This window comes from Burkholderia sp. Nafp2/4-1b (genome assembly GCF_003635165.1).
In the GTDB taxonomy this organism is placed as follows: domain Bacteria; phylum Pseudomonadota; class Gammaproteobacteria; order Burkholderiales; family Burkholderiaceae; genus Burkholderia.
Genome location: NZ_ML058605.1, coordinates 322,403 through 343,259, shown reverse-complemented (window position 1 = coordinate 343,259; position 20,857 = coordinate 322,403). Strand labels below are relative to the sequence as shown.

The window sequence follows — 20,857 nt, the reverse complement described above, 5'->3', positions numbered from 1 at the left end:
CGAGAGGAGCGGGGCTGCGGCTGGCGCACAGCCCCGTCGCACAAGGCTTTCAGCGGGATCTGTAACGAATCGAAAAAATTTTCGAACTTCTGTGGCGGCCTGTGGTCTGTCTTTACGGTACGCGGCTGGCGCTGCCGGCGCGTCACCATTCTCCTCTTGTCGTTGTTGCTCCGGGGCCGATATCCGCCCCGGTTTTTTTTGCCCGAAATTTGCGTGCTGCGCCGCAGCATCGGGCCATCCGGCACGCCGCCCCGGCGGCCGCGCCCATCCCGGTGCCCGCTTCCCGGCGCCCGCCCCGACTGACCGGCCCGCGCCCCTGCTAGAATCGCAGTTTCCGTCGTTTCCGCCGTTCTTCTACAGACCCTATGTCCGCATCCGACCTCACTTCCGTGCAGGCCGCGGCGCCGCAAGGCAGCCGCCAGATCCTCGTTACGTCCGCACTCCCCTACGCCAACGGCCAGATCCACATCGGCCACCTGGTCGAGTACATCCAGACCGACATCTGGGTGCGGACGCTGCGAATGCACGGCCATGAGGTCTACTACATCGGCGCCGACGACACGCACGGCACGCCGGTCATGCTGCGCGCGGAGAAGGAAGGCGTCACGCCGAAGCAGCTGATCGAGCGCGTGTGGACCGAGCACAAGCGCGACTTCGACAGCTTCGGCGTGTCGTTCGACAACTTCTACTCGACCGACTCGGAAGAGAACCGCGTGCTGAGCGAGAAGATCTACCTCGCGCTGAAGGAAAACGGCCTGATCGCCGAGCGCGAGATCGAGCAGGCGTACGATCCTGTCAAGGAAATGTTCCTGCCGGACCGCTTCATCAAGGGCGAATGCCCGAAGTGCCACGCGAAGGACCAGTACGGCGACAACTGCGAAGTGTGCGGCTCGACCTACCTGCCGACCGAACTGCTGAACCCGTACTCGGTGGTGTCCGGCGCGACGCCGGTGCGCAAGAAGTCGACGCACCACTTCTTCCGCCTGTCCGACCCGCGCTGCGAGTCGTTCCTGCGCGAATGGGTGGCCGGCCTCGCGCAGCCCGAAGCGACCAACAAGATGCGCGAATGGCTCGGCGACGCCGGCGAAGCCAAGCTCGCCGACTGGGACATCTCGCGCGACGCGCCGTATTTCGGCTTCGAGATCCCGGGAGCGCCCGGCAAGTACTTCTACGTGTGGCTCGACGCGCCGGTCGGCTACTACGCGAGCTTCAAGAACCTGTGCGATCGCAAGGGCATCGATTTCGACGCGTGGATCCGCTCGGGCTCGACCGCCGAGCAGTACCACTTCATCGGCAAGGACATCCTGTATTTCCACACGCTGTTCTGGCCGGCGATGCTCGAGTTCTCGGGCCATCGCACGCCGACCAACGTGTTCGCGCACGGCTTCCTGACGGTCGACGGCGCGAAGATGTCGAAGTCGCGCGGCACGTTCATCACCGCGCAGAGCTACATCGACACGGGCCTGAACCCCGAATGGCTGCGCTACTACTTCGCCGCGAAGCTGAACGCGACGATGGAAGACCTCGACCTGAACCTCGAAGACTTCCAGGCGCGCGTGAACAGCGACCTCGTCGGCAAGTACGTGAACATCGCGAGCCGCGCGGCCGGCTTCCTGATCAAGCGTTTCGACGGCCGCGTGCAGGACAGCGCGATGAACCACCCGCTCGTCGCGAAGCTGCGCGACGCGATTCCGGCGATCGCCGCGCACTACGAAGCGCGCGAATACAGCCGTGCGCTGCGCCAGACGATGGAGCTCGCGGACGAAGTGAACGCGTACGTCGACGGCGCGAAGCCGTGGGAACTCGCGAAGGATCCGGCCAACGCGGTCGCGCTGCACGAAAGCTGCAGCGTGAGCCTCGAGGCATTCCGCCTGCTGTCGCTCGCGCTGAAGCCGGTGATGCCGCGCGTGGCCGAAGCGGTCGAGGCGTTCTTCGGGATCGCCCCGCTCGCGTGGGCCGATGCCGCGACGCCGCTGTCGTCGGCGCAGCCGATCAAGGCGTACCAGCACCTGATGACGCGGGTCGATGCGAAGCAGATCGACGCGCTGCTCGCCGCGAACCGCGACTCGCTGCAGGCTGAAGCCGCCGGCGCCGCTGCCGCAGGGGCGAGCGCCGCCAACGCCGCGAAGGAGGCGAAGAACGCCAAGGCGAACGCGAAGGCGCCCGCCGCGAACGGTGCGGACGACGGCCCGATCTCGATCGACGATTTCGCGAAGGTCGACCTGCGCATCGCGAAGATCGTCGCGTGCCAGGCCGTCGAAGGCTCGGACAAGCTGCTGCAGCTCACGCTCGACATCGGCGAGGAAAAGACCCGCAACGTGTTCTCGGGCATCAAGTCCGCGTACCAGCCCGAGCAGCTCGTCGGCAAGCTGACGGTGATGGTCGCGAACCTCGCGCCGCGCAAGATGAAGTTCGGGCTGTCCGAAGGGATGGTGCTCGCCGCGTCGGCGACGGACGAGAAGGCTGAACCGGGCCTCTACATCCTCGAGCCGCACAGCGGCGCGAAGCCGGGCATGCGCGTGAAGTAAGCCGCGCCCGCCGCTGCCTGCACAAAGAAGCCCCGCACGTCGTGCGGGGCTTTTTTACGTCGCGCGGCGGCGCGTCACCGTCACCGCTGGCTGAACCAGCGATCGAAACGCCGCGTGTAGTTGAGGTCGACACCCTGGAACGTGCCGCCATACGCGGACACCGACCAGAAGCGCGTCAGGTTGATCGTCGCCTTGAACGCGTTGCTGGCCGATTGCAGCCCTTGCTCGTAGCCGAGCACGAAGCGCTCGTTGATCGCCTTCGAAATCTGCACGACCTGCGAATCCGTCAGGCCGACGTCGCTGCGGCCGATCGAGAATTCGTCGAGACCGATGCTCTGCGCGACGCGCTTGCCGGTGGCGCTGCCGAGCAGCGCGAGTGCGGCCGTCATCGCGTTCTGCTGGCCGACGTTGTTGCCCTGGTCGGTGCCGTGGCCGAACAGCAGCCATGACAGCTTCTCGTTGTCGGTCACGTTCGGCTCGGACACGAGCTTGACTGTCGCCGACTGGATCGTGCCGGTGACCTGCACGCCGGCCTCGACCTCCTGGTTGCGCCGCATCGCGAGGATGTTGATGCCCGGATTCGACACCGGGCCGTTGAACGTGAAGAAGCCGTTCTCGACCGCGAGCTTACGGCCGAACGACGTATACGTCGACCCTTCCGTCACCCGCACGTTGCCGATCGCGCGCAGCGGCACGCCCGGCGCGCTCATCACGGTGATCGTGCCGCGCAGCCCGAGATCCGCGCCGTGGCCCTTGAAGCGGAAGTCGTTGCCGAGGCCGATGTCGATGTTCGCGCGCGGCGCGAGCGACGGCGCCGGCTTGTCGGCGACCTTCTGCGGCTTCGCGGCCGCGGTACCCGTCTGCACGTCGCCGCGCACCGTGCCGTCCGGGCGCACGATCACGACGTCGTCGGACAGATGCGGCGCCGATTGCTCGGGCAGGTCGAACAGCGCGCGATCGACGACGAACTTGCCGTCGATCGACAGCGCGCCGCGCGGTCCGTCGTTCGCGACGGTCGCCTTGCCCGTCAGCGACAGCTTGCGGTCCGGTGCCGCGAACAGCTCGAGCTTGTCCGCGACGATGCTCGCGGTCAGGTCCGGCGCCTCGCCGTCGAGCCGCACGCGACCGATCGCGCGCAGCGTGCCGTCGCCGCCGCGGAACTCGACCTGCTGGAATTCGACGAGGTTCTCCGCGAGCTTCACGCGCACGATGCCGTCCTTCAGCTGCACGCCCTGGTCGACGAGCGTCGCCGACAGGTCGTCGCCCGTCAGCATCCCGGACACGTTCGGCTTGACCGGCGTGCCCGCGATCGTCAGGTTCAGCGCCGCGCGCCCGCCGAGCAGGTAGCTCGGCCCGAACAGGTTGCCGGTCGCCTTCAGCGACGGGATGTCGGCGTCGATGCGGCCCGACAGCGGGCCGTCGTCGACGACGCCGAACACGCCGTCGCGCAGCGCGAACGGCACGGTCACGTTCGCGTCGAGCTTGCCGACCCGGTTCGCCTTCGCGAGCGCCACCACGTTGAGCCGATTGCCGGGCACGAAGCTCGCGCGCGCGGACAGGTCGGTCAATCCGAGCGACGCGATCCCGCGCCCGGTCTCGATCGTCACGTCGCCGCCGCGCCGCTTCACCTGCACGTAGCCGGTCGCGTTCGCGCCGAGCGAGAAGTCCCAGTCGGCATCGAGCACGACGTCGGTACGCACCGGCGGCCGCTGGCCCGTGAGCGCCTGGCGGACCTCGAGGAACCGCGCGACCGATGCATCGCGCACGGTGCCGGCCGAGCGCATCTGGCCGTGATCGAACACGAACGACTTCAGGTCGATCGCCGCGCCTTCGAGCGTGAGCCGCGTCGCGCCGAGCGTCACGCGGCCGGCGCCGGCCGACACCGCGAGCGGCGACTGCAGCGCGACCGACGGCGTGCCGCGGTTCGCGAGACGCGTGACGGTGCCGTCCCAGCGCATCCCGTCGCGGCTCTCGACCACGCCGCCGTTCGCCGCGAGCGTCAGGTCGATCACGCGGCCGCCGGCCATCCCGAGCGCCGACGCGTCGAGCGTGTGTTTCGCGCGCGTGCCGTCGAGGTTCGCGCGCAGCGATTTCAACTGCAGCGAGCCGAGCGCGACGTCGGTGGCATCGGCCGTGAACACGAGCGCGCCGTTGGCGCCGTCGCGGATGTCGGCGCGGCCCTGCGCGACGCCGATCCGGTTCGAGCCGATCACGACGTGCTGGGCCTTGTAGGTGGCCGTCACGTTCGGATGCGCGAAGCTGCCGGTCAGGTCGCCCTGCGCCTGCACGAGCCCCTGCATGCCGAAGCCGAGCCGCTCGAGCTCCGGCGCGTCGACGACGAAGCGCAGCCGGTCGCCCGGCGCGCCGAAACTGCCGCGCAGATCGACATGGTTGCCCGCGATCGACAGCGTCGCGTTGCTCGGCAGGATCCGCGTGCCGACGAGCTGCACGACGCCGGCGCCCGTCAGCGGCACGCCGTCGTAGAGGCTGTCGCCGAGCTTGAAGGTCGCCTTCGTCGACAGCTGCGGCGCGAATGCGCCCGAGGCCGTCAGCGTGCCCGACACGCGCGTCTCGCCGTGCTTGGCCGGCGCCTTGGCCGCGGTCTTCACCGGCTTTGGAGCCGCTTTCGCAGCACCCTTTGCAGTTCCCTGCGCGGTCGGCTTGCCGCTACCTGCATTCGGCGCGCCGCCCATCGCAGCGAGCAGCAGCGGATCGAACGCGGTCAGCGTCGCCTTCGCGTCGTAGCTCGAATGCGCATCGTGACGGAACACGCCGGTCAGGTCGATGCGGCCCTTGCCCGCCGTCACGCGCGCGTCGGACAGCACCGTCTGCTCGTGCGTCAGCGCGACCTTCGCACGCGCGCCGAGCGCGAGCTTCGGATCGTTCAGGTCGAAGTCGACGGTCGTCACGTCGCCGGCGAGCGTCACGCCAAGCGGACCGCCCAGACGCATCGGCCGCAATTCGGCGACGAACGCATTGAGGTCGAGGTTCGCGACCTTCAGGTCGAAGCGCCCCTTGCCGCCGGTCAGCGTGCCGCTGCCGGCCACGCTGCCGTCGCGGATCAGCTTGAGCGCGAGGCCGTCGATCCGCTGCGCGTGCGCGTCGAGGTTCACGGTCGCATGCGCGTCGACGACCGGCAGCAGATGCTCGCCAAGCGTGCCGGGTTTCGCATTGACGATCGACACCGGGCCGGTCACGGCAAAGCCCTTCGCCGGTGTGGCGCCGGCCGGCGCGGTGACGGGCGCCAACTCCGCACGCACCGCGAGATCGGCGGCCGGCGCGCCGGGCGACAGCGCCTGCGGGTTCACGTGATCGAACACGAGCGATGCGCGCGTGAGCGGCACCGCGCCGAACGGCGCGGCCTCGACGTGCGCGCGCCCGTTCAGCTTCATCCCGCTCGCGGAGACGTCGGCGACGAGCGCTTCGAGCGACCCCGACACGTTCGCGCTCGCATTGACCGGTTCGTCGGCAAGCTTGCCGACGTAGGTCGCGGTGCCCGTCAGCGCGAACGGCTTCACGCCGTCGAGCTTCGCGCGCGCGGTCAGCGCGCCGTACGGCGTGTCGACGCTGTCGAGCGCGAGTTCGTGGTGGCGGCCGTCGCTGCGGCCGTTCAGCGCGAGATGGTCGAGCTGCGTCGTCGACGCGCCTTCGTGGATCGCCAGGTGATCGACGCGCAGGTCGTCGATCCGCAGTTGCAGCGGCAGGCTCAGGTCCTGCGGCGCCGTGGCCGGCTTCGACGGCCCCGGCGCGATGCGCACGTCGATCGTGCCCGCGCGCAGATACGCGACCGACAGCCGCCACGGCGCGCGCGTCAGCGCCCAGCGGCCGTCGAGCCGGTCGATCCGCACTTCGGTGCCGGCGCCGCCGGGGCTCGTCCACGCGAAACCGCGCAGCCGCACGCCGGTCGCGAGCGCGCCGCCTTCCAGCGTGCCCGTGAGCCGCCCGCCCAGCACGCGCACCGCCGTCTGCCACGCGAGCCGCGTGCCGCGCTCGCTCGTCGCGGCGGCCAGCACGAGCCCGACCGCCAGCACCGCGAGCAGCACGACCGTCGCGAGGGTCCATGCGACGATCCGGCCCGCGCGCCCGCGCCGCGCCGCGCGCGGCGGCACGTCGGGCGTGCGTTCGGGCGAGTCCGGAGCGTCGGGCGGCGGCGTGTCGTTCGGGTCCTTCGTCATGCGATTCGTCGTGGGTCGGGCAACAAGGTCAGAAAGCGATGCCGAGCGTCAGGTACGGGCGCACGCTGTGGTTGCGCAGCCCGTATGCGACGTCGACGTTGATCGGGCCGACGGGGCTGCGCCAGCGCGCGCCGATGCCGACGCCCGGATAGAACACGCGCTCGCCCCACGCATCGGTCGCGGTGCCGATGTCGAAGAACGTCGCGGCGCCCCAGTCGTGGTTGAACCAGTGCTGGTATTCGGCGGTGCCGGTCATCAGGTACTTGGTCGGCAGCACGGAGCCGTCGACGTTGTTGCCGATGCTCTGGTAGCCGTAGCCGCGCACCGAGTTCGAGCCGCCCGCGCGGAACAGCAGCGAGGCCGGCACGCCGTTGGAGCTGCCGCTCGTGAACACGCCGCCCAGCTCCGCGCGGAACACGAACAGGTCGCGCCGGCCGATCGGCACGTACTGCTGGCCGCGCGCGTACCCGCGGATGAAGGTCTGGTCGGTCAGCACGCCCTTGATCGCGAAGCCGGCTTCCGCGTGGATCAGGTTGCCGGAGCGCGGGAACAGCGGATCGTCGACGTTGCGGCGGGTCCATGCCCACTGCGGCACCAGCGCGCGGCTCGTGGTCGGGCCCGCGCTGTTCTGGTCGAGCCGATCCTGGTAGTACATCAGCGAATACGCATAGTCGATGAACTGACCGGTGCGCGTGCGCTGCACGCCGACCCGCGCGCTGTAGATGCGCGTGTCCGACACGTTGGTATTCGTGTACGACGCGAGCACGCTGTTGGTCCACCCTCTTGCGCCGGGCGGCATCGACAGCTGGACCTGCCCGTACTGCTGGATCTGGTCGACCCGGCCCGACACGGTGAGCGGCCAGGCGGCGCCGAACGTATTGAGGTACGTGTACGAGCCCTGCACATGCGGGCCGGTGTCGGTCGCATAGCCGACGCCGCCCCGAATGCTGTTGTACGGAAACTCGCTGACCTTCACGTGCACGGGCGTGAGCTCGGGCTTCGACGTATCGTCGCCGACGTCGATCGCGACGCTCGCGTAGTACGGCGTGTTCTGCAGCTGCCGTTGCAGTTCGGTAATCCGCCGCGCGTCGTAGATCTCGCCTTCCGACAGCGGATTGACGTTCGTGACGATCTTCTCCGGATAGCGGCGCACGCCGTCGACATCGACCTTGCCGATCGTAAACGTCGGGCCGCTGTCGAACGTGACGGCCAGCGTCGCGCGCTGCGTGCGCGGATCGATGCGCGCCTCCGACGACGTGATCTTCGCGCCGAGATAGCGGCGCGACTGCAGTTGCCTGAGCGCCGCGCCCTTCGCGCCATCCCAGTCGGACTGCGTGAACGGGTCGCCCGGCTTCAGCGAGAACGCGAAGCGGGTCGCGGCTTCCTGCTTCGGATCCTCGGTGTCGACGGGGCCCTTGAACGTCAGGTCGACCGTCGACACGACGGTCTGCGGCCCCGGGTCGACCGCCACACGCACGTCGCGCCGGCCGTCGCGGGTGCGCACGTCGGTGCGCACGATCGGCGAGAAATAGCCGGCCGTCGCGGTCAGGTCGCGCACCTGCTGCGGCGTGGCGGTCACGAGGAAGTCGAACTGGTCGTCGCTGATGTCGTCGCGCTTCGCGAAGCGCGCGATGTCGAGATGAGCCTTCAGGAGCTTGCGGATCGAGCGCGGCGCGTCGATGTCGACGTCGTACTTCGCGTAGGCCGGCAGCGCGACGAACGCGGCGAGGCAGCCCACGACGGCGGCCCGCGCCGCCGCACGCGCGCCGCGCCGCGCGCGGCGGCCGGGATGACGGGCCCTCGCTTCATGCGCCGTTGGTGCTTGCTGGTTCGCCTGACCCGCCAAATATGACCTCGCCCTCGGTTGTCTTGGTTTCGTGGAAAACCCTGTATTTGACCACAGGGCGGCGGGCCTGCCCGCGCGGACACCGCTTTGGCGCGTGCGTGACGCTTGCGCGCAACGATGCGGGTGACCCCGGCCGGCCGCGCCGCACGCGCCGACCAGCGGATTCGACGCGCGATTGCCGCCGGCTGTTCCCCGCGATGCGGTAAAATCCCGCCATCGCGAATCCGGCGCATCGTGCGCCGCCCGAAACGGAAAGCCAAGCCATGCCGTACCAGTCCGACGTCACGCAATTCCTGAACCAGCTCAAGCAACAGAAGCCGACGCTCGAAGAAGAGCAGCGCAAGGGCCGTTCCCTGCTGTGGGACAAGCAGCCGATCGACCTCGACGAGCGCGCCGAGCAGCAGGAATCGCGCGTGAAGCAAACGTCCTACGTCTATTACCAGAACTTCTGACGACGTGAGCGCCGCCGACGAGGCCAGCGCCGCCCGGCAGGACGACGCGATCGCCGCGCCCGCGGGCGCCGATTCGACGCCCGACACGGTCGACGGTGTCGCGGCGTTTGCACGCCTGTACGGCGAGCCGCTCTTCAAGCTGCCGCAGGATCTCTACATCCCGCCCGACGCGCTCGAGGTGTTCCTCGAGACGTTCGAAGGCCCGCTCGACCTGCTGCTGTACCTGATCCGCAAGCAGAACTTCAACGTGCTCGACATCCCGATGGCGCAGGTCACCGCGCAGTATCTGGGTTACGTCGACCAGATCCGCACGTCGAACCTCGAGCTGGCGGCCGAATACCTGCTGATGGCCGCGATGCTGATCGAGATCAAGTCGCGGATGCTGCTGCCGGTCAAGAAGGCCGATACCGGCGAGGAAGCCGAGGATCCGCGCGCGGAACTCGTGCGCCGCCTGCTCGAATACGAGCAGATGAAGCTCGCCGCGCAGCGCCTCGACCAGCTGCCGCAGCTCGGCCGCGACTTCCTGCGCGCGGAGGTCTACATCGAGCAGAGCATCACGCCGCGCTTTCCGGACGTCGACTCCGACGACCTGCGCGCCGCGTGGGCCGACGTGCTCAAGCGCGCGAAGCTCGTCCAGCACCACAAGATCTCCCGCGAGGAGCTGTCGGTGCGCGAACACATGAGCCTGATCCTGCGCAAGCTGCAGAACGCGCGTTTCATGGAGTTCGCCGACCTGTTCGACACGTCGCGCGGCGTGCCGGTCGTCGTCGTGAACTTCATCGCGATGCTCGAACTCGCGCGCGAATCGCTCGTCGAGATCACCCAGCCCGAGCCGTTCGCGCCGATCTACGTGCGCCTCGCGTACCTGCCCGCGTAAGGCGCGCCCCCGCGGCGGCATTACGTCCACACACCGCAACTCACCGTCATTCACCGCATCGCGCCGCCGGCCCCGCGCCGCGCGGGCTGCCAGCGGCACGTCCGCTCAATAAGTGAACGACCGTTCTTTTTTCGATGCGTCCGGCGGCCAAATCCTCTACAATCCGCCGACGCCCGATGCGCCGCCCGCGCGCCGGCGTTCTCCGCTTCGACCCCGACGCCGCTGTTGCGGCGCCAACGCGCGCCTGCGCGAGGAACCCGCTACCCGATCATGAAAGTCATCAGCTCGATCCAGGAACTGCGCGACCAGTTGCGCGGACAGAACCGCACGGCGTTCGTGCCGACGATGGGCAACCTGCACGAAGGTCACCTGTCGCTGATGCGTCTCGCGCGCCAGCACGGCGACCCGGTCGTGGCGAGCATCTTCGTCAACCGGCTGCAGTTCGGCCCGAACGAGGATTTCGACAAATACCCGCGCACGCTGCAGGACGACATCGACAAGCTGCAAAAGGAAAACGTCTACGTGCTGTTCGCGCCGACCGAGCGCGACATGTATCCGGAGCCGCAGGAGTATCGCGTGCTGCCGCCGGACGACCTCGGCGGGATCCTCGAGGGCGAGTTCCGCCCCGGCTTCTTCGCCGGCGTGTGCACGGTCGTCACGAAGCTGATGTCGTGCGTGCAGCCGCGCGTCGCCGTGTTCGGCAAGAAGGACTACCAGCAGCTGATGATCGTGCGCCGGATGTGCCAGCAGCTCGCGCTGCCGGTCGAGATCATCGCGGCCGAGACCGTGCGCGACGAGGACGGCCTCGCGCTGTCGTCGCGCAACCGCTACCTGACGACCGACGAGCGCAAGGAAGCGCCCGAACTGGCGAAAACGCTGCAGCGCGTGCGCGACAGCGTGCTCGGCGGCGAGCGCGACCTCGGCAAGCTCGAGCAGCGCGCGCACACGCATCTGGCCGAGCGCGGCTGGGTGCCCGACTACATCGCGATCCGCCGCCGCGCGAACCTGATCGCGCCGAGCGCCGCCGAACTCGAAGCCGGCGAGCCGCTCGTCGTGCTGGCGGCCGCGAAGCTCGGCGCGACGCGCCTGATCGACAACCTCGAAATCTGACGGGCCGCCCGCCCTCGCCTCTCACGCATCACGGAGATACCCATGCAGCGCCATATGCTCAAATCGAAGATCCATCGCGCGGCCGTCACGCACTGCGAGCTGCATTACGAAGGCTCGTGCGCGATCGACGAAGACCTGCTCGAAGCGGCCGGCCTCATCGAAAACGAACGGATCGACATCTGGAACATCAACAACGGCGAGCGCTTCTCGACGTATGCGATCAAGGGCGAGCGCGGCAGCGGGATGATTTCGCTGAACGGCTCGGCCGCGCGCCGCGCGCAACTGGGCGACCTCGTGATCATCGCGGCCTTCGCGATGGTCGACGAAGCCGAGCTGCAGGCCGGCTGGAAGCCGAAGCTCGTGTTCATCGACGAAGGCAACAACAAGATCAAGGGCCACCGCGATCACGTGCCGACGCAGAACTGGACCTGATCCACGCGGCGGCCGGCGCGGGGTGACACGCCGGATCGCTGCCGCGGCGCGTCGCGCGTCGCGCGCCGTGGCGGGGGCAGCCGCGCAGCCGCACGGCCGGTGTAGGAACGAAGGGCCTGATCCGGCACGATGTCGGATCAGGCCCTTCGTCTTTGACGGAATTCGTCGCGCGCTCGCCGTCTGCGGCTCGGCCGGCGCGCGCGTCAGGACGCCTTCGCGACCTTCTCCGCCTTCGGCGCGCGACGCTCGGCCCATTCGACGATCGGCCGCCACTGTTCGAGATCCTTGTCGACGCGGCTCTTCGCGACGTCCCACAGCGTCAGGCCGTGCGCGGCGATCTGCACGTAGTTCTGCGTGTCGCGCACGTAGCCGAGCACCGGCAGCCCGAGCCCTTCGACGAAACGATGCAGCTGGTCGGACGAGCGCGTGCGCGCGTCGACCCGCATCCCGACGATCCCCACCTCGACACTGCCCTTGCGCACGGCCTTCTCGCCAGCGAGGCGCTCCAGAAACTGCTGGGTCGCGAGAATATCGAACATCGACGGCTGCAGCGGCACGATCACCTTGTCGGCAAGCTGCAGCGCGACGTTGAGCCGGTTGCCGTGCAGGCCGGCCGGTGTGTCGATCACCGCATATTCGAGGCCGCGCGGCGGCTTCGACGGCGCGTCGGGATCGAGCTCCCACGCTTCGATCGCCGGCAGGCCGGCCGGGCGCAGGTCGAGCCACGCATGCGCGGACTGCTGCCGGTCCAGATCGGCGAGCGCGACCCACGCGCCCTGCGCCGCGAAATAGCCGGCAAGATTGGTGGACAGCGTGCTCTTGCCTACGCCACCCTTCGGATTCGCCACCACGATGACCGTCATGAATTCCCCCGAAAAAGCCGCGCGGCGCGTGCCGCGTGGCACGCGCCGCTCGATTGCGGATACAGGGAGCGATGATATCGGCAAACGGGGTTTCACCGGAACGGGTTGCGCCGATGGCTACCTCCTTTTATGCGGCGCGCGGCGCGGCGCGCGGGCTGCCCAGCGTGAACGCGCCGCCGCCCAGCAGCGCCTGCACGGCGAGCGTGACGGCCCAGAACGCCGGGTATTCCCAACCGCCATGCGGCGACGCGAAGCCCCAGCCGTTCGGCAGATGCGCGGCCACCGCGCCGAGCATGAACGGCAGCAGCACGAGCGCGGCGACGCGCACGCGGAAGCCCGCCAGCAGCGCGAGGCCGCCGGCCAGCTCGACGAAGGCCGTCACGTACGCGAGCCAGCCGGGCAGGCCGATCGACGCGAAGAACTGCGCGGTGCCGGGCAATGTGAAGACGAATACCTTCTGCGCGACGTGCGCGAGATACAGCACACCGAGCGCGACACGCAGCAGCGTCGCGCCGAGATCGTTCAGGCGGTTGGGGTTCATGGCGAATTCCTTCGTGAGTGGATGGGAATGGATCGCACTCTATTCGAATCGATTCGGCCAATAAACACGCGCTCAGGCTTTAACTGATTCCTGGAAGGAACGAATCGGACCGCAAAAAAGGGCATGATCGATCATGCCCCGGCATCGCAGATCCGATACGCCCGTCAGCCGCCGCTCTTGCCTTGTGCGGCATCGCCCGAGCCGGCCGGGCTGCCGCCCGGCGCATACGAATCGCATGCATGCGCCACCGCCGACGCGCCCAGCAGCGCCGCGAGCAGCACGCTCAACCACCATCGAGCCTTCATCGTCACGCTCCTTCGGGCGGACCTCCGCCCACCCTGTGTTGTACGCGATCCGCCGCAAAATGCCAGGCCGGTCGCGCCAACGGCGGGCGATCAGCGGAACTCGGCGTACAGCGCGCGCAGGTCGAGATGCGCGGCGAACGAATCGGCGAGCCGCTCCAGCGACGCCTCGCGCAGCGCCGGGTAGTCGATGCGTTCGGCGCCGTCGAGCCCCGCCCACGCGAGCAGCGCCGCGCACGCGTCGGGCGCGTCGAACAGCCCGTGCACGTAGGTCGCGAGGATCTGCCCGTCGGCCGACACCGCGCCGTCGGTGCGCACGCCGCCCGGCGCGTCAGGCGCGGCCAGTTCCAGCGCGGGCGCCGCGAGCGCCGGCCCGCGCGTGTCGCCCATGTGGATCTCGTAGCCGTGGATGGCAGCCGCGCCCGGCAGGGCCAGATGGCCCGTCACGTTCTTCAGCGTCTTGTCCGGCTGCAGCGTCGTGTCGAACTCGAGCAGCCCGAGCCCCGGCACGCTGCCCGGCGCGCCTTCGAGGCCGAGCGGATCGTCGAGCGTGCGGCCGAGCATCTGCATCCCGCCGCAGATGCCGATCACCTTGCCGCCATAGCGCAGGTGCCGGCGGATCACTGCGTCCCAGCCCGCGTCGCGCAGCCACGCGAGATCGCGCTGCACGCTCTTCGAGCCGGGCAGGATCAGCAGGTCGGCGTCCGGCACCGGGCCGCTCTTCCAGTACGTGAATTCGACCTGCGGATGCGCGCGCAGCGGATCGAAATCGGTGTGGTTGCTGATCCGCGGCAGCGCGGGCACCACCACGCGCAGCACGCCGGCGTCGCCGCGCGCGGCGGCGCTGCGCGCCTGCGACGGCAGCATGTCCTCGGCGTCGAGCAGCAGCCCGTGCAGGTACGGCAGCACGCCGAACACCGGCTTGCCCGTCTGCGCGCGCAGCCAGTCGAGGCCCGGCTCCAGCAGCTTGAGGTCGCCGCGAAAGCGGTTGATGACGAAACCGCGCACCCGCGCGCGCTCGCTGTCCGACAGGCACGCGAGCGTGCCGACCAGGTGCGCGAACACGCCGCCGCGATCGATGTCGGCCACCAGCACTACCGGGCAGTCGACGCGTTCGGCGAAGCCCATGTTCGCGATGTCGCCGTCGCGCAGGTTGATCTCGGCCGGGCTGCCCGCGCCTTCGACGAGCACCGTGTCGTAGCCGGCGCGCAGCCGCGCGTACGACTCGAGCACCGCGTCGAACGCGACCGGCTTGTAGTCGTGGTACGCCCGGGCATCGAGGTTCATGCGCGCCTTGCCGTGGATGATCACCTGCGCGCCGCGATCGCTCGTCGGCTTCAAGAGCACGGGGTTGAAATCGGTATGCGGCTCGACGCCCGCGGCGAGCGCCTGCAGCGCCTGCGCGCGGCCGATCTCGCCGCCATCGGCCGTCACCGCGCTGTTCAGCGCCATGTTCTGCGGCTTGAACGGCGCGACGCGCGCGCCCGCGCGGCGCGCGAGGCGGCACAGGCCCGCGACGAGCGTGCTCTTGCCCGCGTCGGACGTCGTGCCCTGGATCATCAACGTGCCGCGCGGCGGCGGTTCGGGTGCGTTCATCGTGTGCGGTCGTGGCAAGGCAAAGGCCGCATTATCGCCCGCGTCGCCACCCGCGCGCCGTTACAATCACGCGATGATTCCGCACGACCTCACCTTCGTCCTCGGCGGCGCCCGCTCGGGCAAGAGCGCGCACGCCGAGCGCCTCGCCGCCGACAGCGGCCGTCCCGTCACCTATATTGCGACCGCGACGTCGACCGCCGCCGATGCCGAGTTCGAGCAGCGCATCGCGCATCACCGCGCGCGCCGGCCGGCCGACTGGGGCTTCGCCGATGCGCCCGTCGACCTCGCCGGCACGCTCGCGCGGCTCGACGATCCGCACGCATGCCTGCTCGTCGACTGCCTGACGCTGTGGCTCACCAACCTGCTGTGTCCGCTCGTCGGCGACCCGCTCAACGACGCGCAGTATGCGGCGCAGGTCGAGCAGCTCGAGCACGCGTTGCGCGGCGCACGCGCGAAGGTGATCGTCGTCAGCAACGAAATCGGGCTCGGTGTCGTGCCGCTCGGGTCGGTCACGCGCCGCTACGTCGACGAGCTCGGGCGTCTGAACCAGCGCATTGCGGCGCTCGCGACGCGCGTCACGCTACTGGTCGCCGGATTGCCGCTCGACATCAAGGGCGGAGCGTCGTCATGCTGATGCTGTCGCTGCCGATCGTCGCGATGCTCGCGGTCGCGGCCGCGCTCGTCGATCGCATCGTCGGCGAACCGGCCGGCTGGCATCCGCTCGTCGCGTTCGGCCGGCTCGCCGCGCGCATCGAAGGCGCGCTGAACACGGGCCGGCGCGGCCGCGCGATCGGCGTCGCCGCATGGGCCGCGGCCGTGGTGCCGCCGGTGGCCGTCGCCGCGTGGCTCGCCGCCGTGCTGCCGTGGCCGCTCGCGGCCGCACTGCACGTCGCGCTGCTGTGGTTTGCCCTCGGCGCGAAGAGCCTCGCCGACCACGTCGCGCCGATCGCCGCCGCGCTGCTGCGGCACGATCTCGATGCCGCCCGCGCGCTGACCGCGCGGATCGTGTCGCGCGACACGAGCGAAGCCGACGAAGGCGCGCTGTCGCGTGCGGCCGTCGAATCGGCGCTCGAGAACGGCAACGATGCGATCTTCGGCGCGCTGTTCTGGTTCGTCGTCGCGGGCGGCCCCGGCGCGCTGCTGTTCCGGCTCGCGAACACGCTCGACGCGATGTGGGGCTACCGCACGCCGCGCTTCCTGACCTTCGGCTGGGCCGCCGCCCGCATCGACGACGCGTTCAACTGGATTCCCGCGCGCCTCACCGCCGCGAGCTACGCGCTGCTCGGCGACACGGCCGCCGCGTGGCGCTGCTGGCGCACGCAGGCACGCCACTGGGACAGCCCGAATGCGGGCCCCGTGATGGCCGCCGGCGCCGGCAGCCTGAACGTGCAGCTCGGCGGCCCGGCCATCTATCACGGCGCGCTCGAAGACCGTCCCACGCTCGGCACCGGCGCGCCCGCGACGGCCGTGCATGTGGTCGCCGCGCTGTCGCTCGTCACGCGCACGCTCGCGCTGTGGCTCGCGCTGCTCGTCGCGAGCGGCGCCGTCATTCTCGCTACCCATCATGTCTGACATGTTCGACGCTTGCATTCCGCACGGCGGCAATTTGCACGAAGCCGCGCGCCGCCACGGCATTCCGTACGACGCGTGGCTCGACCTGTCGACCGGCATCAATCCGGTCGGCTATCCGGTGCCGCCGGTCCCGGCCGACGCATGGCGCCGGCTGCCCGACGACGGCGACGCGCTCGCCGCGTGCGCGGCCGGTCACTACGACGCACCCGATGCCGCGCACGTGCTGCCGGTTGCCGGCAGCCAGGCCGCCATCCGCGCGTTGCCCGCGCTGCTGCCGGCGGGCGACGCGGGCGTCGCGGCGCTCGCGTACGGCGAGTACGCGCCGGCGTTCGCGCACCACGGCCATCGCGTCGTCCGGCTCGACATCGGCACCGACGTGTTGCCGGCGACGCTGCGCCACGTCATCGTCGGGAATCCGAATAATCCGACGGCCGAGGGCGTACCGACCGAACGGCTGCTCGGCTGGCATGCACAGCTGGCGGCGCGCGGCGGCACGCTGATCGTCGACGAGGCGTTCGCGGATACGGGCGCCGCGCAGTCGCTCTCGCGCTGCACCGATCGCCCTGGGCTCGTCGTGCTGCGTTCGGTCGGGAAATTCTTCGGGCTGGCCGGCATCCGTGCGGGCTTCGTGCTCGCGCGTCCCGAGTTGATCGCCGCGCTGCGCGACACGCTGGGCGCGTGGACCGTCAGCGGCCCCGCGCGTCACGCGGTCGCCGCCGCGTTCGCCGATCGCGCATGGCAAGCCGCCGCGCGCGAGCGGCTCGCGGCCGATGGCGAACGACTCGCCGCGCTGCTGCGCACGCACGGCTTCGCGGTGCGCGCGACACCGCTCTTCAGCTGGACCGACGATCCGCGCGCCGCCGCGCTGCATGCAGCGCTCGCCGCGCATGGAATCTGGACGCGGCATTTCCCGCAACCGTCGAGCACGCGCGTGGGCCTGCCCGGCACCGAAGCCGAATGGCGGCGCCTCGCCGACGCGCTCGCGCAATGCGTGCCGATGCTGCAGCGGAAATCCGCATGAACGCTCGCGCGCTTCGCCGCGTGACGCCGCTCGCGATGAGCGTCGCGCTCGCGCATGTGCCCTTCGCGCACGCCGACGTCACGGCCCGCGACGATGCGGGCAATACCGTGACGCTGCCCGCACCGGCGCAACGGGTGATCAGTCTCGCGCCGCATGCGACCGAACTCGTCTACGCGGCCGGCGGCGGCGCGAAGCTGGTCGGCACGGTCGCGTACAGCGACTATCCGCCCGCCGCGCAGGCCGTACCGCGCGTGGGCGACAACAAGGCGCTCGACCTCGAGCGGATCGCCGCGCTGAAGCCCGACCTGATCATCGTCTGGCGGCATGGCAATGCCGAGCGGCAAACCGACGCGCTGCGTGCGCTGCACATTCCGCTGTTCTTCAGCGAACCGACGCATCTCGACGACGTGGCAACGTCGCTGCGCCGGCTCGGCACGCTGCTCGGCACCGAGCCCGTCGCCGCTGCGACCGCGACGTCGTTCTCGCGCGATATCGCGGCGCTGCGCGCACGCTATGCGGCACGGCCGCCCGTCACGATGTTCTTCCAGGTATGGGACCGGCCGCTGACGACCCTCAACGGCGCGCACCTGTTCAACGAGGTCATCGCGCTGTGCGGCGGCCGCAACGTGTTCGCCGCGCTGAAGCCGCTCGCGCCGACCGTCACCGACGAGGCCGTGCTCGCGGCGAATCCCGAAGCGATCGTGACGACGAGTGCCGGCGCGACACGCTCGGACGCGCCGTTGCCGAGCCTCGCGCGCTGGCGGGCATGGCCCGCGCTGACGGCGGTGGCCCGCAACAACCTGTTCGCGATCGACGGCGACCTGCTGACGCGGCCGTCGCCACGCATCGCGCAGGGCGCCGCCGCGCTGTGCGAGGATCTCGACGCCGCGCGGGCACGGCGGCCGGCGCGCTGAGTTCGGGACTCGGCACCCTCGCCGAGGTCGGGACTCGGCACCTTCGCTGAGTGCGAGACTCGATACCCTCGCTGAGGTCGGAACTCGGCGCCCCCCGCTGAGTTCGGGTCTCGGCGCCCCCGCTGAGTTCGGGACTCGGCGCCCCTCGCTGAGTTCGGGACTCGGCGCCCCTCGCTGAGTTCGGGTCTCGGCGCCCTTCCCCACGTCCGATCGGCGCGCGTGCGCCTACTCGTCCCAGTGAACGACTTCCCACGTGCGCGCCGCCTCATCGCTACGCAACCAAACGACGCCGCCTGTCGGCACCGGTCGCGACAGCAGCGTATCGAGCGGCACGCGCAACGCATGCGATGCGAGCACACGGATCACGCCTGCATGCGTGAGTACCCATTGAGGCGCGTCGCACTGCGCGAGCGCATCGGCCACGCGCGCCACGCGCTCCGCGAATTGCGCAACGCTCTCGCCGCCATGCGCGCATGCATGCAACAGGTCGGCCGCCCACGCATCGAGCGCCGCGCGATCGATATCGTCCCAGCGCTGCAGTTCCCACGCGCCGAAGTCCATTTCCTGCCAGCCCGCGTCGCGCCGCAGCGGCACGTCGAACGCGAGCGCGAGCCGTTCGGCGATCGCGGCGCAGCGCGTCAGCGGGCTCGTCCAGATTTGCTCGGGCAACGGCGCCCCGAGCGTCGCGAGACGCTCGCGCACATGCTGCGCGCCCGTGTCCGCCGGTACGGCGAGCGGCACGTCGCTGCAGCCGTAGCAGACGCCCGGCTCCACAGCGACGGCAGGATGACGAATCAGGACGAGATCCATCCGAGCACCACGAGATAGATCGCCAGTTCACTCACCTGCTGCGCAAAGCCGAGACAGTCGCCCGTATAACCACCGATCCGCTTCACGAAATAGCGGGCGGCCCATGCGCGCACGAGCGCGAGCGCGACGAACGCCGCGAGGCCCGCGCGCCAGTCCGGCCAGAACAGCCACGGCAGCCCGAAGATAGCAGCGACGCAGGCCGAACGCGCACCCATGCGTTGCGCGACCGGTTTCGCCTTGCCTTCCGGCCGAACGTAGTCGAGCGAGATCAGCAGGCTCACGGCCGCCGCGCGGCTTGCCGCATGCGCGGCGATCATCGTCCACGCGGCGCGCAGCGGCGGCATGGCGGCGAGCGCCTGCCATTTCAGGCCGAGCGCGATCACGAGCGCGACCGCGCCGAACGTGCCGATCCGCGAGTCGTGCATGATGCGCAGCACGTCGTCGCGCGCGTAGCCACCGCCGAATGCATCGCAGCTGTCGGCGAGGCCATCCTCGTGGAACGCACCGGTCGCGAGCAGCGTCGCGGCCATCGACAGGCCGACCGCGATCGACGCGGGCAGCACGCGCAGCGCCGCCAGATAGACGAGCGCGCCCCACGCGCCGATGCACGCGCCGACCAGCGGAAAATAGCGCGCGGCCTGGTCGAGATCGCCGGCCTCATAGCCGATCGCGCGCGGTACCGGCACGCGCGTGAAATAGCCGAGCGCGACGAAGAAGTAACGCAGTTCCGCGCCCAGGCCGCGCGCGCGCTCAGGCGTCACGATTGTCGACGCCTGCGGATTCGAAGCTCGCCATCTCGGTGAGGAACGCCGCGGCCGCGCGCACCAGCGGCAGCGCGAGCGCGGCGCCCGTGCCTTCGCCGAGCCGCAGGTCGAGCGCGAGCAGCGGCTTCGCGCCGAAATGCTCGAGCATGCGGCGGTGCCCGGCCTCGTGCGACGTATGCGAGAACACGCAGTAGTCACGCACGCCGGGCGCGATCCGCTCGGCGACGAGCAGCGCGGCCGTCGCGATGAAACCGTCGACGAGGATCGTCATCCGCTCGCTCGCCGCCGCCAGGTACGCGCCCGTCATCATCGCGATCTCGAAACCGCCGAACGTCGCGAGCACGTCGAGCGGCGCGATCGCATGCGAATGCCGCACCAGCGCGCGGCCGAGCACCGCGCGCTTGTGCGCGAGCCCCTGGTCGTCGAGGCCCGTGCCGCGGCCGACGCATGCGTCGATCGGCACGTCGAGCAGGCGGCTCATCAGGCACGCGGCCGACGATGTGTTCGCGATCCCCATTTCGCCGAAGCCGATCACGTTCGTGCCGAGCGACGCATGCAGGCGCACGCGCGCCGCGCCGGCGGCAAGCGCCGTCTTCGCTTCGTCGTGCGTCATCGCCGGTTCGGCCGCGAAGTTGCGCGTGCCGCGCGCGACCGGCAGCGACACGAGCCGGTCGGACACCGGCAGCGGCGACGCGACGCCCGCATCGACGATCTCGAGCACGCTCTGCGCGACGCCCGAGAACGCATTGATCGCGGCGCCGCCGGCGAGGAAGTTCGCGACCATCTGCGCGGTGACGGCCTGCGGATACGGGCTCACACCCTCGGCAGCGATCCCGTGGTCGCCGGCGAATACGATCGTCACCGGACGCTTCACGTGCGGCCGCTCGGTGCGCTGGATCAGGCCGAGCTGCAGCGCGAGCGCCTCGAGCTGGCCGAGGCTGCCGGGCGGCTTGGTCTTGTGATCGATCACGTGCTGCAGGCGCTTGCGCAGTGCGTCGTCGAGCGGCGCGATCGCGGGCGGGAAGTCAGTGTGGACGGTCGGGTTCGTCATCGG

At 70.1% G+C, this 20,857-nt stretch carries 18 protein-coding genes; 9 read left to right on the top strand and 9 right to left on the bottom strand.

Features of this window, described 5'->3' with window-relative positions; all coding sequences use genetic code 11:
* Positions 1-365 precede the first annotated feature (365 nt).
* A complete protein-coding gene (metG, locus tag C7H84_RS15630; protein WP_121859614.1) occupies positions 366-2,528 on the top strand; it encodes a methionine--tRNA ligase in 2,163 nt (720 codons plus the stop codon).
* An 80-nt stretch (positions 2,529-2,608) separates the two neighbouring features.
* On the opposite strand, the gene C7H84_RS15625 is transcribed toward metG, so the two are convergent.
* Both C7H84_RS15625 and C7H84_RS15620 read right to left on the bottom strand, forming a co-directional pair.
* Positions 2,609-6,703, bottom strand: coding sequence for a translocation/assembly module TamB domain-containing protein (locus tag C7H84_RS15625; protein WP_121859613.1), 4,095 nt, complete (start codon positions 6,701-6,703; stop codon positions 2,609-2,611).
* 28 nt (positions 6,704-6,731) lie between these two features.
* Entirely contained in the window at positions 6,732-8,549 is a 1,818-nt protein-coding gene (locus tag C7H84_RS15620; RefSeq protein ID WP_121859612.1) for an autotransporter assembly complex family protein, read from the bottom strand.
* 263 nt (positions 8,550-8,812) lie between these two features.
* Here C7H84_RS15620 and C7H84_RS15615 point away from each other — a divergent pair, with 263 nt between their 5' ends.
* From C7H84_RS15615 to panD, 4 genes are all read left to right on the top strand, one after another.
* Positions 8,813-9,001: a DUF3460 family protein gene (locus tag C7H84_RS15615; RefSeq protein WP_044849219.1), complete on the top strand. Its 189-nt coding sequence runs from the start codon at positions 8,813-8,815 to the stop codon at positions 8,999-9,001.
* Positions 9,002-9,005: 4 nt separating this feature from the next.
* On the top strand, positions 9,006-9,878 hold the full coding sequence (locus tag C7H84_RS15610) for a ScpA family protein (RefSeq protein ID WP_096502211.1): 873 nt from the start codon (positions 9,006-9,008) through the stop codon (positions 9,876-9,878).
* 270 nt (positions 9,879-10,148) lie between these two features.
* Complete coding sequence (gene panC, locus C7H84_RS15605) at positions 10,149-10,988, top strand: pantoate--beta-alanine ligase (protein WP_121859611.1); 840 nt, start codon at positions 10,149-10,151, stop codon at positions 10,986-10,988.
* Positions 10,989-11,030: 42 nt separating this feature from the next.
* On the top strand, positions 11,031-11,420 hold the full coding sequence (gene panD / locus C7H84_RS15600; RefSeq protein WP_121859610.1) for an aspartate 1-decarboxylase: 390 nt from the start codon (positions 11,031-11,033) through the stop codon (positions 11,418-11,420).
* 203 nt (positions 11,421-11,623) lie between these two features.
* Here the strand turns inward: panD and C7H84_RS15595 are convergent, their stop codons facing one another.
* From C7H84_RS15595 to C7H84_RS15585, 4 genes are all read right to left on the bottom strand, one after another.
* On the bottom strand, positions 11,624-12,283 hold the full coding sequence (locus tag C7H84_RS15595) for a ParA family protein (protein WP_121859684.1): 660 nt from the start codon (positions 12,281-12,283) through the stop codon (positions 11,624-11,626).
* A 127-nt stretch (positions 12,284-12,410) separates the two neighbouring features.
* Complete coding sequence (locus tag C7H84_RS15590; RefSeq protein ID WP_121859609.1) at positions 12,411-12,824, bottom strand: DoxX family protein; 414 nt, start codon at positions 12,822-12,824, stop codon at positions 12,411-12,413.
* A 164-nt stretch (positions 12,825-12,988) separates the two neighbouring features.
* Positions 12,989-13,129: a hypothetical protein gene (locus C7H84_RS36380; RefSeq protein WP_162999288.1), complete on the bottom strand. Its 141-nt coding sequence runs from the start codon at positions 13,127-13,129 to the stop codon at positions 12,989-12,991.
* 90 nt (positions 13,130-13,219) lie between these two features.
* Positions 13,220-14,722 carry a cobyric acid synthase gene (locus C7H84_RS15585; RefSeq protein ID WP_121859608.1) on the bottom strand — a complete coding sequence of 501 codons (1,503 nt, stop codon included), beginning with the start codon at positions 14,720-14,722 and terminating at the stop codon, positions 13,220-13,222.
* Between the two features lie 73 nt (positions 14,723-14,795).
* Between C7H84_RS15585 and cobU the strand changes: the two genes are divergently transcribed.
* From cobU to C7H84_RS15565, 4 genes are read left to right on the top strand one after another with little or no spacing between them, the layout of a single operon-like run.
* Positions 14,796-15,356, top strand: coding sequence for a bifunctional adenosylcobinamide kinase/adenosylcobinamide-phosphate guanylyltransferase (cobU, locus tag C7H84_RS15580; RefSeq protein ID WP_121859607.1), 561 nt, complete (start codon positions 14,796-14,798; stop codon positions 15,354-15,356).
* Positions 15,350-16,294: an adenosylcobinamide-phosphate synthase CbiB gene (gene cbiB / locus C7H84_RS15575; RefSeq protein ID WP_121859606.1), complete on the top strand. Its 945-nt coding sequence runs from the start codon at positions 15,350-15,352 to the stop codon at positions 16,292-16,294. The genes cobU and cbiB overlap by 7 nt, the downstream gene beginning before the upstream one ends.
* 1 nt (position 16,295) lies before the next feature.
* Positions 16,296-17,315, top strand: a complete 1,020-nt coding sequence (gene cobD / locus C7H84_RS15570) for a threonine-phosphate decarboxylase CobD (protein ID WP_121859605.1) — start codon at positions 16,296-16,298, stop codon at positions 17,313-17,315.
* Positions 17,312-18,229, top strand: coding sequence for a cobalamin-binding protein (locus C7H84_RS15565; protein WP_121859604.1), 918 nt, complete (start codon positions 17,312-17,314; stop codon positions 18,227-18,229). The genes cobD and C7H84_RS15565 overlap by 4 nt, the downstream gene beginning before the upstream one ends.
* Before the next feature lie 225 nt (positions 18,230-18,454).
* Here the strand turns inward: C7H84_RS15565 and cobC are convergent, their stop codons facing one another.
* From cobC to cobT, 3 genes are read right to left on the bottom strand one after another with little or no spacing between them, the layout of a single operon-like run.
* Complete coding sequence (gene cobC, locus C7H84_RS15560; protein WP_121859603.1) at positions 18,455-19,039, bottom strand: alpha-ribazole phosphatase; 585 nt, start codon at positions 19,037-19,039, stop codon at positions 18,455-18,457.
* Positions 19,024-19,800 carry an adenosylcobinamide-GDP ribazoletransferase gene (locus C7H84_RS15555; RefSeq protein WP_121859602.1) on the bottom strand — a complete coding sequence of 259 codons (777 nt, stop codon included), beginning with the start codon at positions 19,798-19,800 and terminating at the stop codon, positions 19,024-19,026. Before C7H84_RS15555 ends, cobC begins: the two co-directional genes overlap by 16 nt.
* Positions 19,790-20,854 carry a nicotinate-nucleotide--dimethylbenzimidazole phosphoribosyltransferase gene (gene cobT, locus C7H84_RS15550; RefSeq protein ID WP_121859601.1) on the bottom strand — a complete coding sequence of 355 codons (1,065 nt, stop codon included), beginning with the start codon at positions 20,852-20,854 and terminating at the stop codon, positions 19,790-19,792. Before cobT ends, C7H84_RS15555 begins: the two co-directional genes overlap by 11 nt.
* Positions 20,855-20,857 lie beyond the last annotated feature (3 nt).

Coding starts and splice junctions, on each gene's coding strand:
- C7H84_RS15590 (WP_121859609.1), bottom strand. CDS start 12,824: ATGAACCCCAACCGCCTGAACGATCTCGGCGCGACGCTGCTGCGTGTC.
- cobU (WP_121859607.1), top strand. CDS start 14,796: ATGATTCCGCACGACCTCACCTTCGTCCTCGGCGGCGCCCGCTCGGGC.
- metG (WP_121859614.1), top strand. CDS start 366: ATGTCCGCATCCGACCTCACTTCCGTGCAGGCCGCGGCGCCGCAAGGC.
- C7H84_RS15625 (WP_121859613.1), bottom strand. CDS start 6,703: ATGACGAAGGACCCGAACGACACGCCGCCGCCCGACGCTCCGGACTCG.
- C7H84_RS36380 (WP_162999288.1), bottom strand. CDS start 13,129: ATGAAGGCTCGATGGTGGTTGAGCGTGCTGCTCGCGGCGCTGCTGGGC.
- panC (WP_121859611.1), top strand. CDS start 10,149: ATGAAAGTCATCAGCTCGATCCAGGAACTGCGCGACCAGTTGCGCGGA.
- panD (WP_121859610.1), top strand. CDS start 11,031: ATGCAGCGCCATATGCTCAAATCGAAGATCCATCGCGCGGCCGTCACG.
- C7H84_RS15585 (WP_121859608.1), bottom strand. CDS start 14,722: ATGAACGCACCCGAACCGCCGCCGCGCGGCACGTTGATGATCCAGGGC.
- cbiB (WP_121859606.1), top strand. CDS start 15,350: ATGCTGATGCTGTCGCTGCCGATCGTCGCGATGCTCGCGGTCGCGGCC.
- cobC (WP_121859603.1), bottom strand. CDS start 19,039: ATGGATCTCGTCCTGATTCGTCATCCTGCCGTCGCTGTGGAGCCGGGC.
- cobT (WP_121859601.1), bottom strand. CDS start 20,854: ATGACGAACCCGACCGTCCACACTGACTTCCCGCCCGCGATCGCGCCG.
- cobD (WP_121859605.1), top strand. CDS start 16,296: ATGTTCGACGCTTGCATTCCGCACGGCGGCAATTTGCACGAAGCCGCG.
- C7H84_RS15565 (WP_121859604.1), top strand. CDS start 17,312: ATGAACGCTCGCGCGCTTCGCCGCGTGACGCCGCTCGCGATGAGCGTC.
- C7H84_RS15595 (WP_121859684.1), bottom strand. CDS start 12,283: ATGACGGTCATCGTGGTGGCGAATCCGAAGGGTGGCGTAGGCAAGAGC.
- C7H84_RS15615 (WP_044849219.1), top strand. CDS start 8,813: ATGCCGTACCAGTCCGACGTCACGCAATTCCTGAACCAGCTCAAGCAA.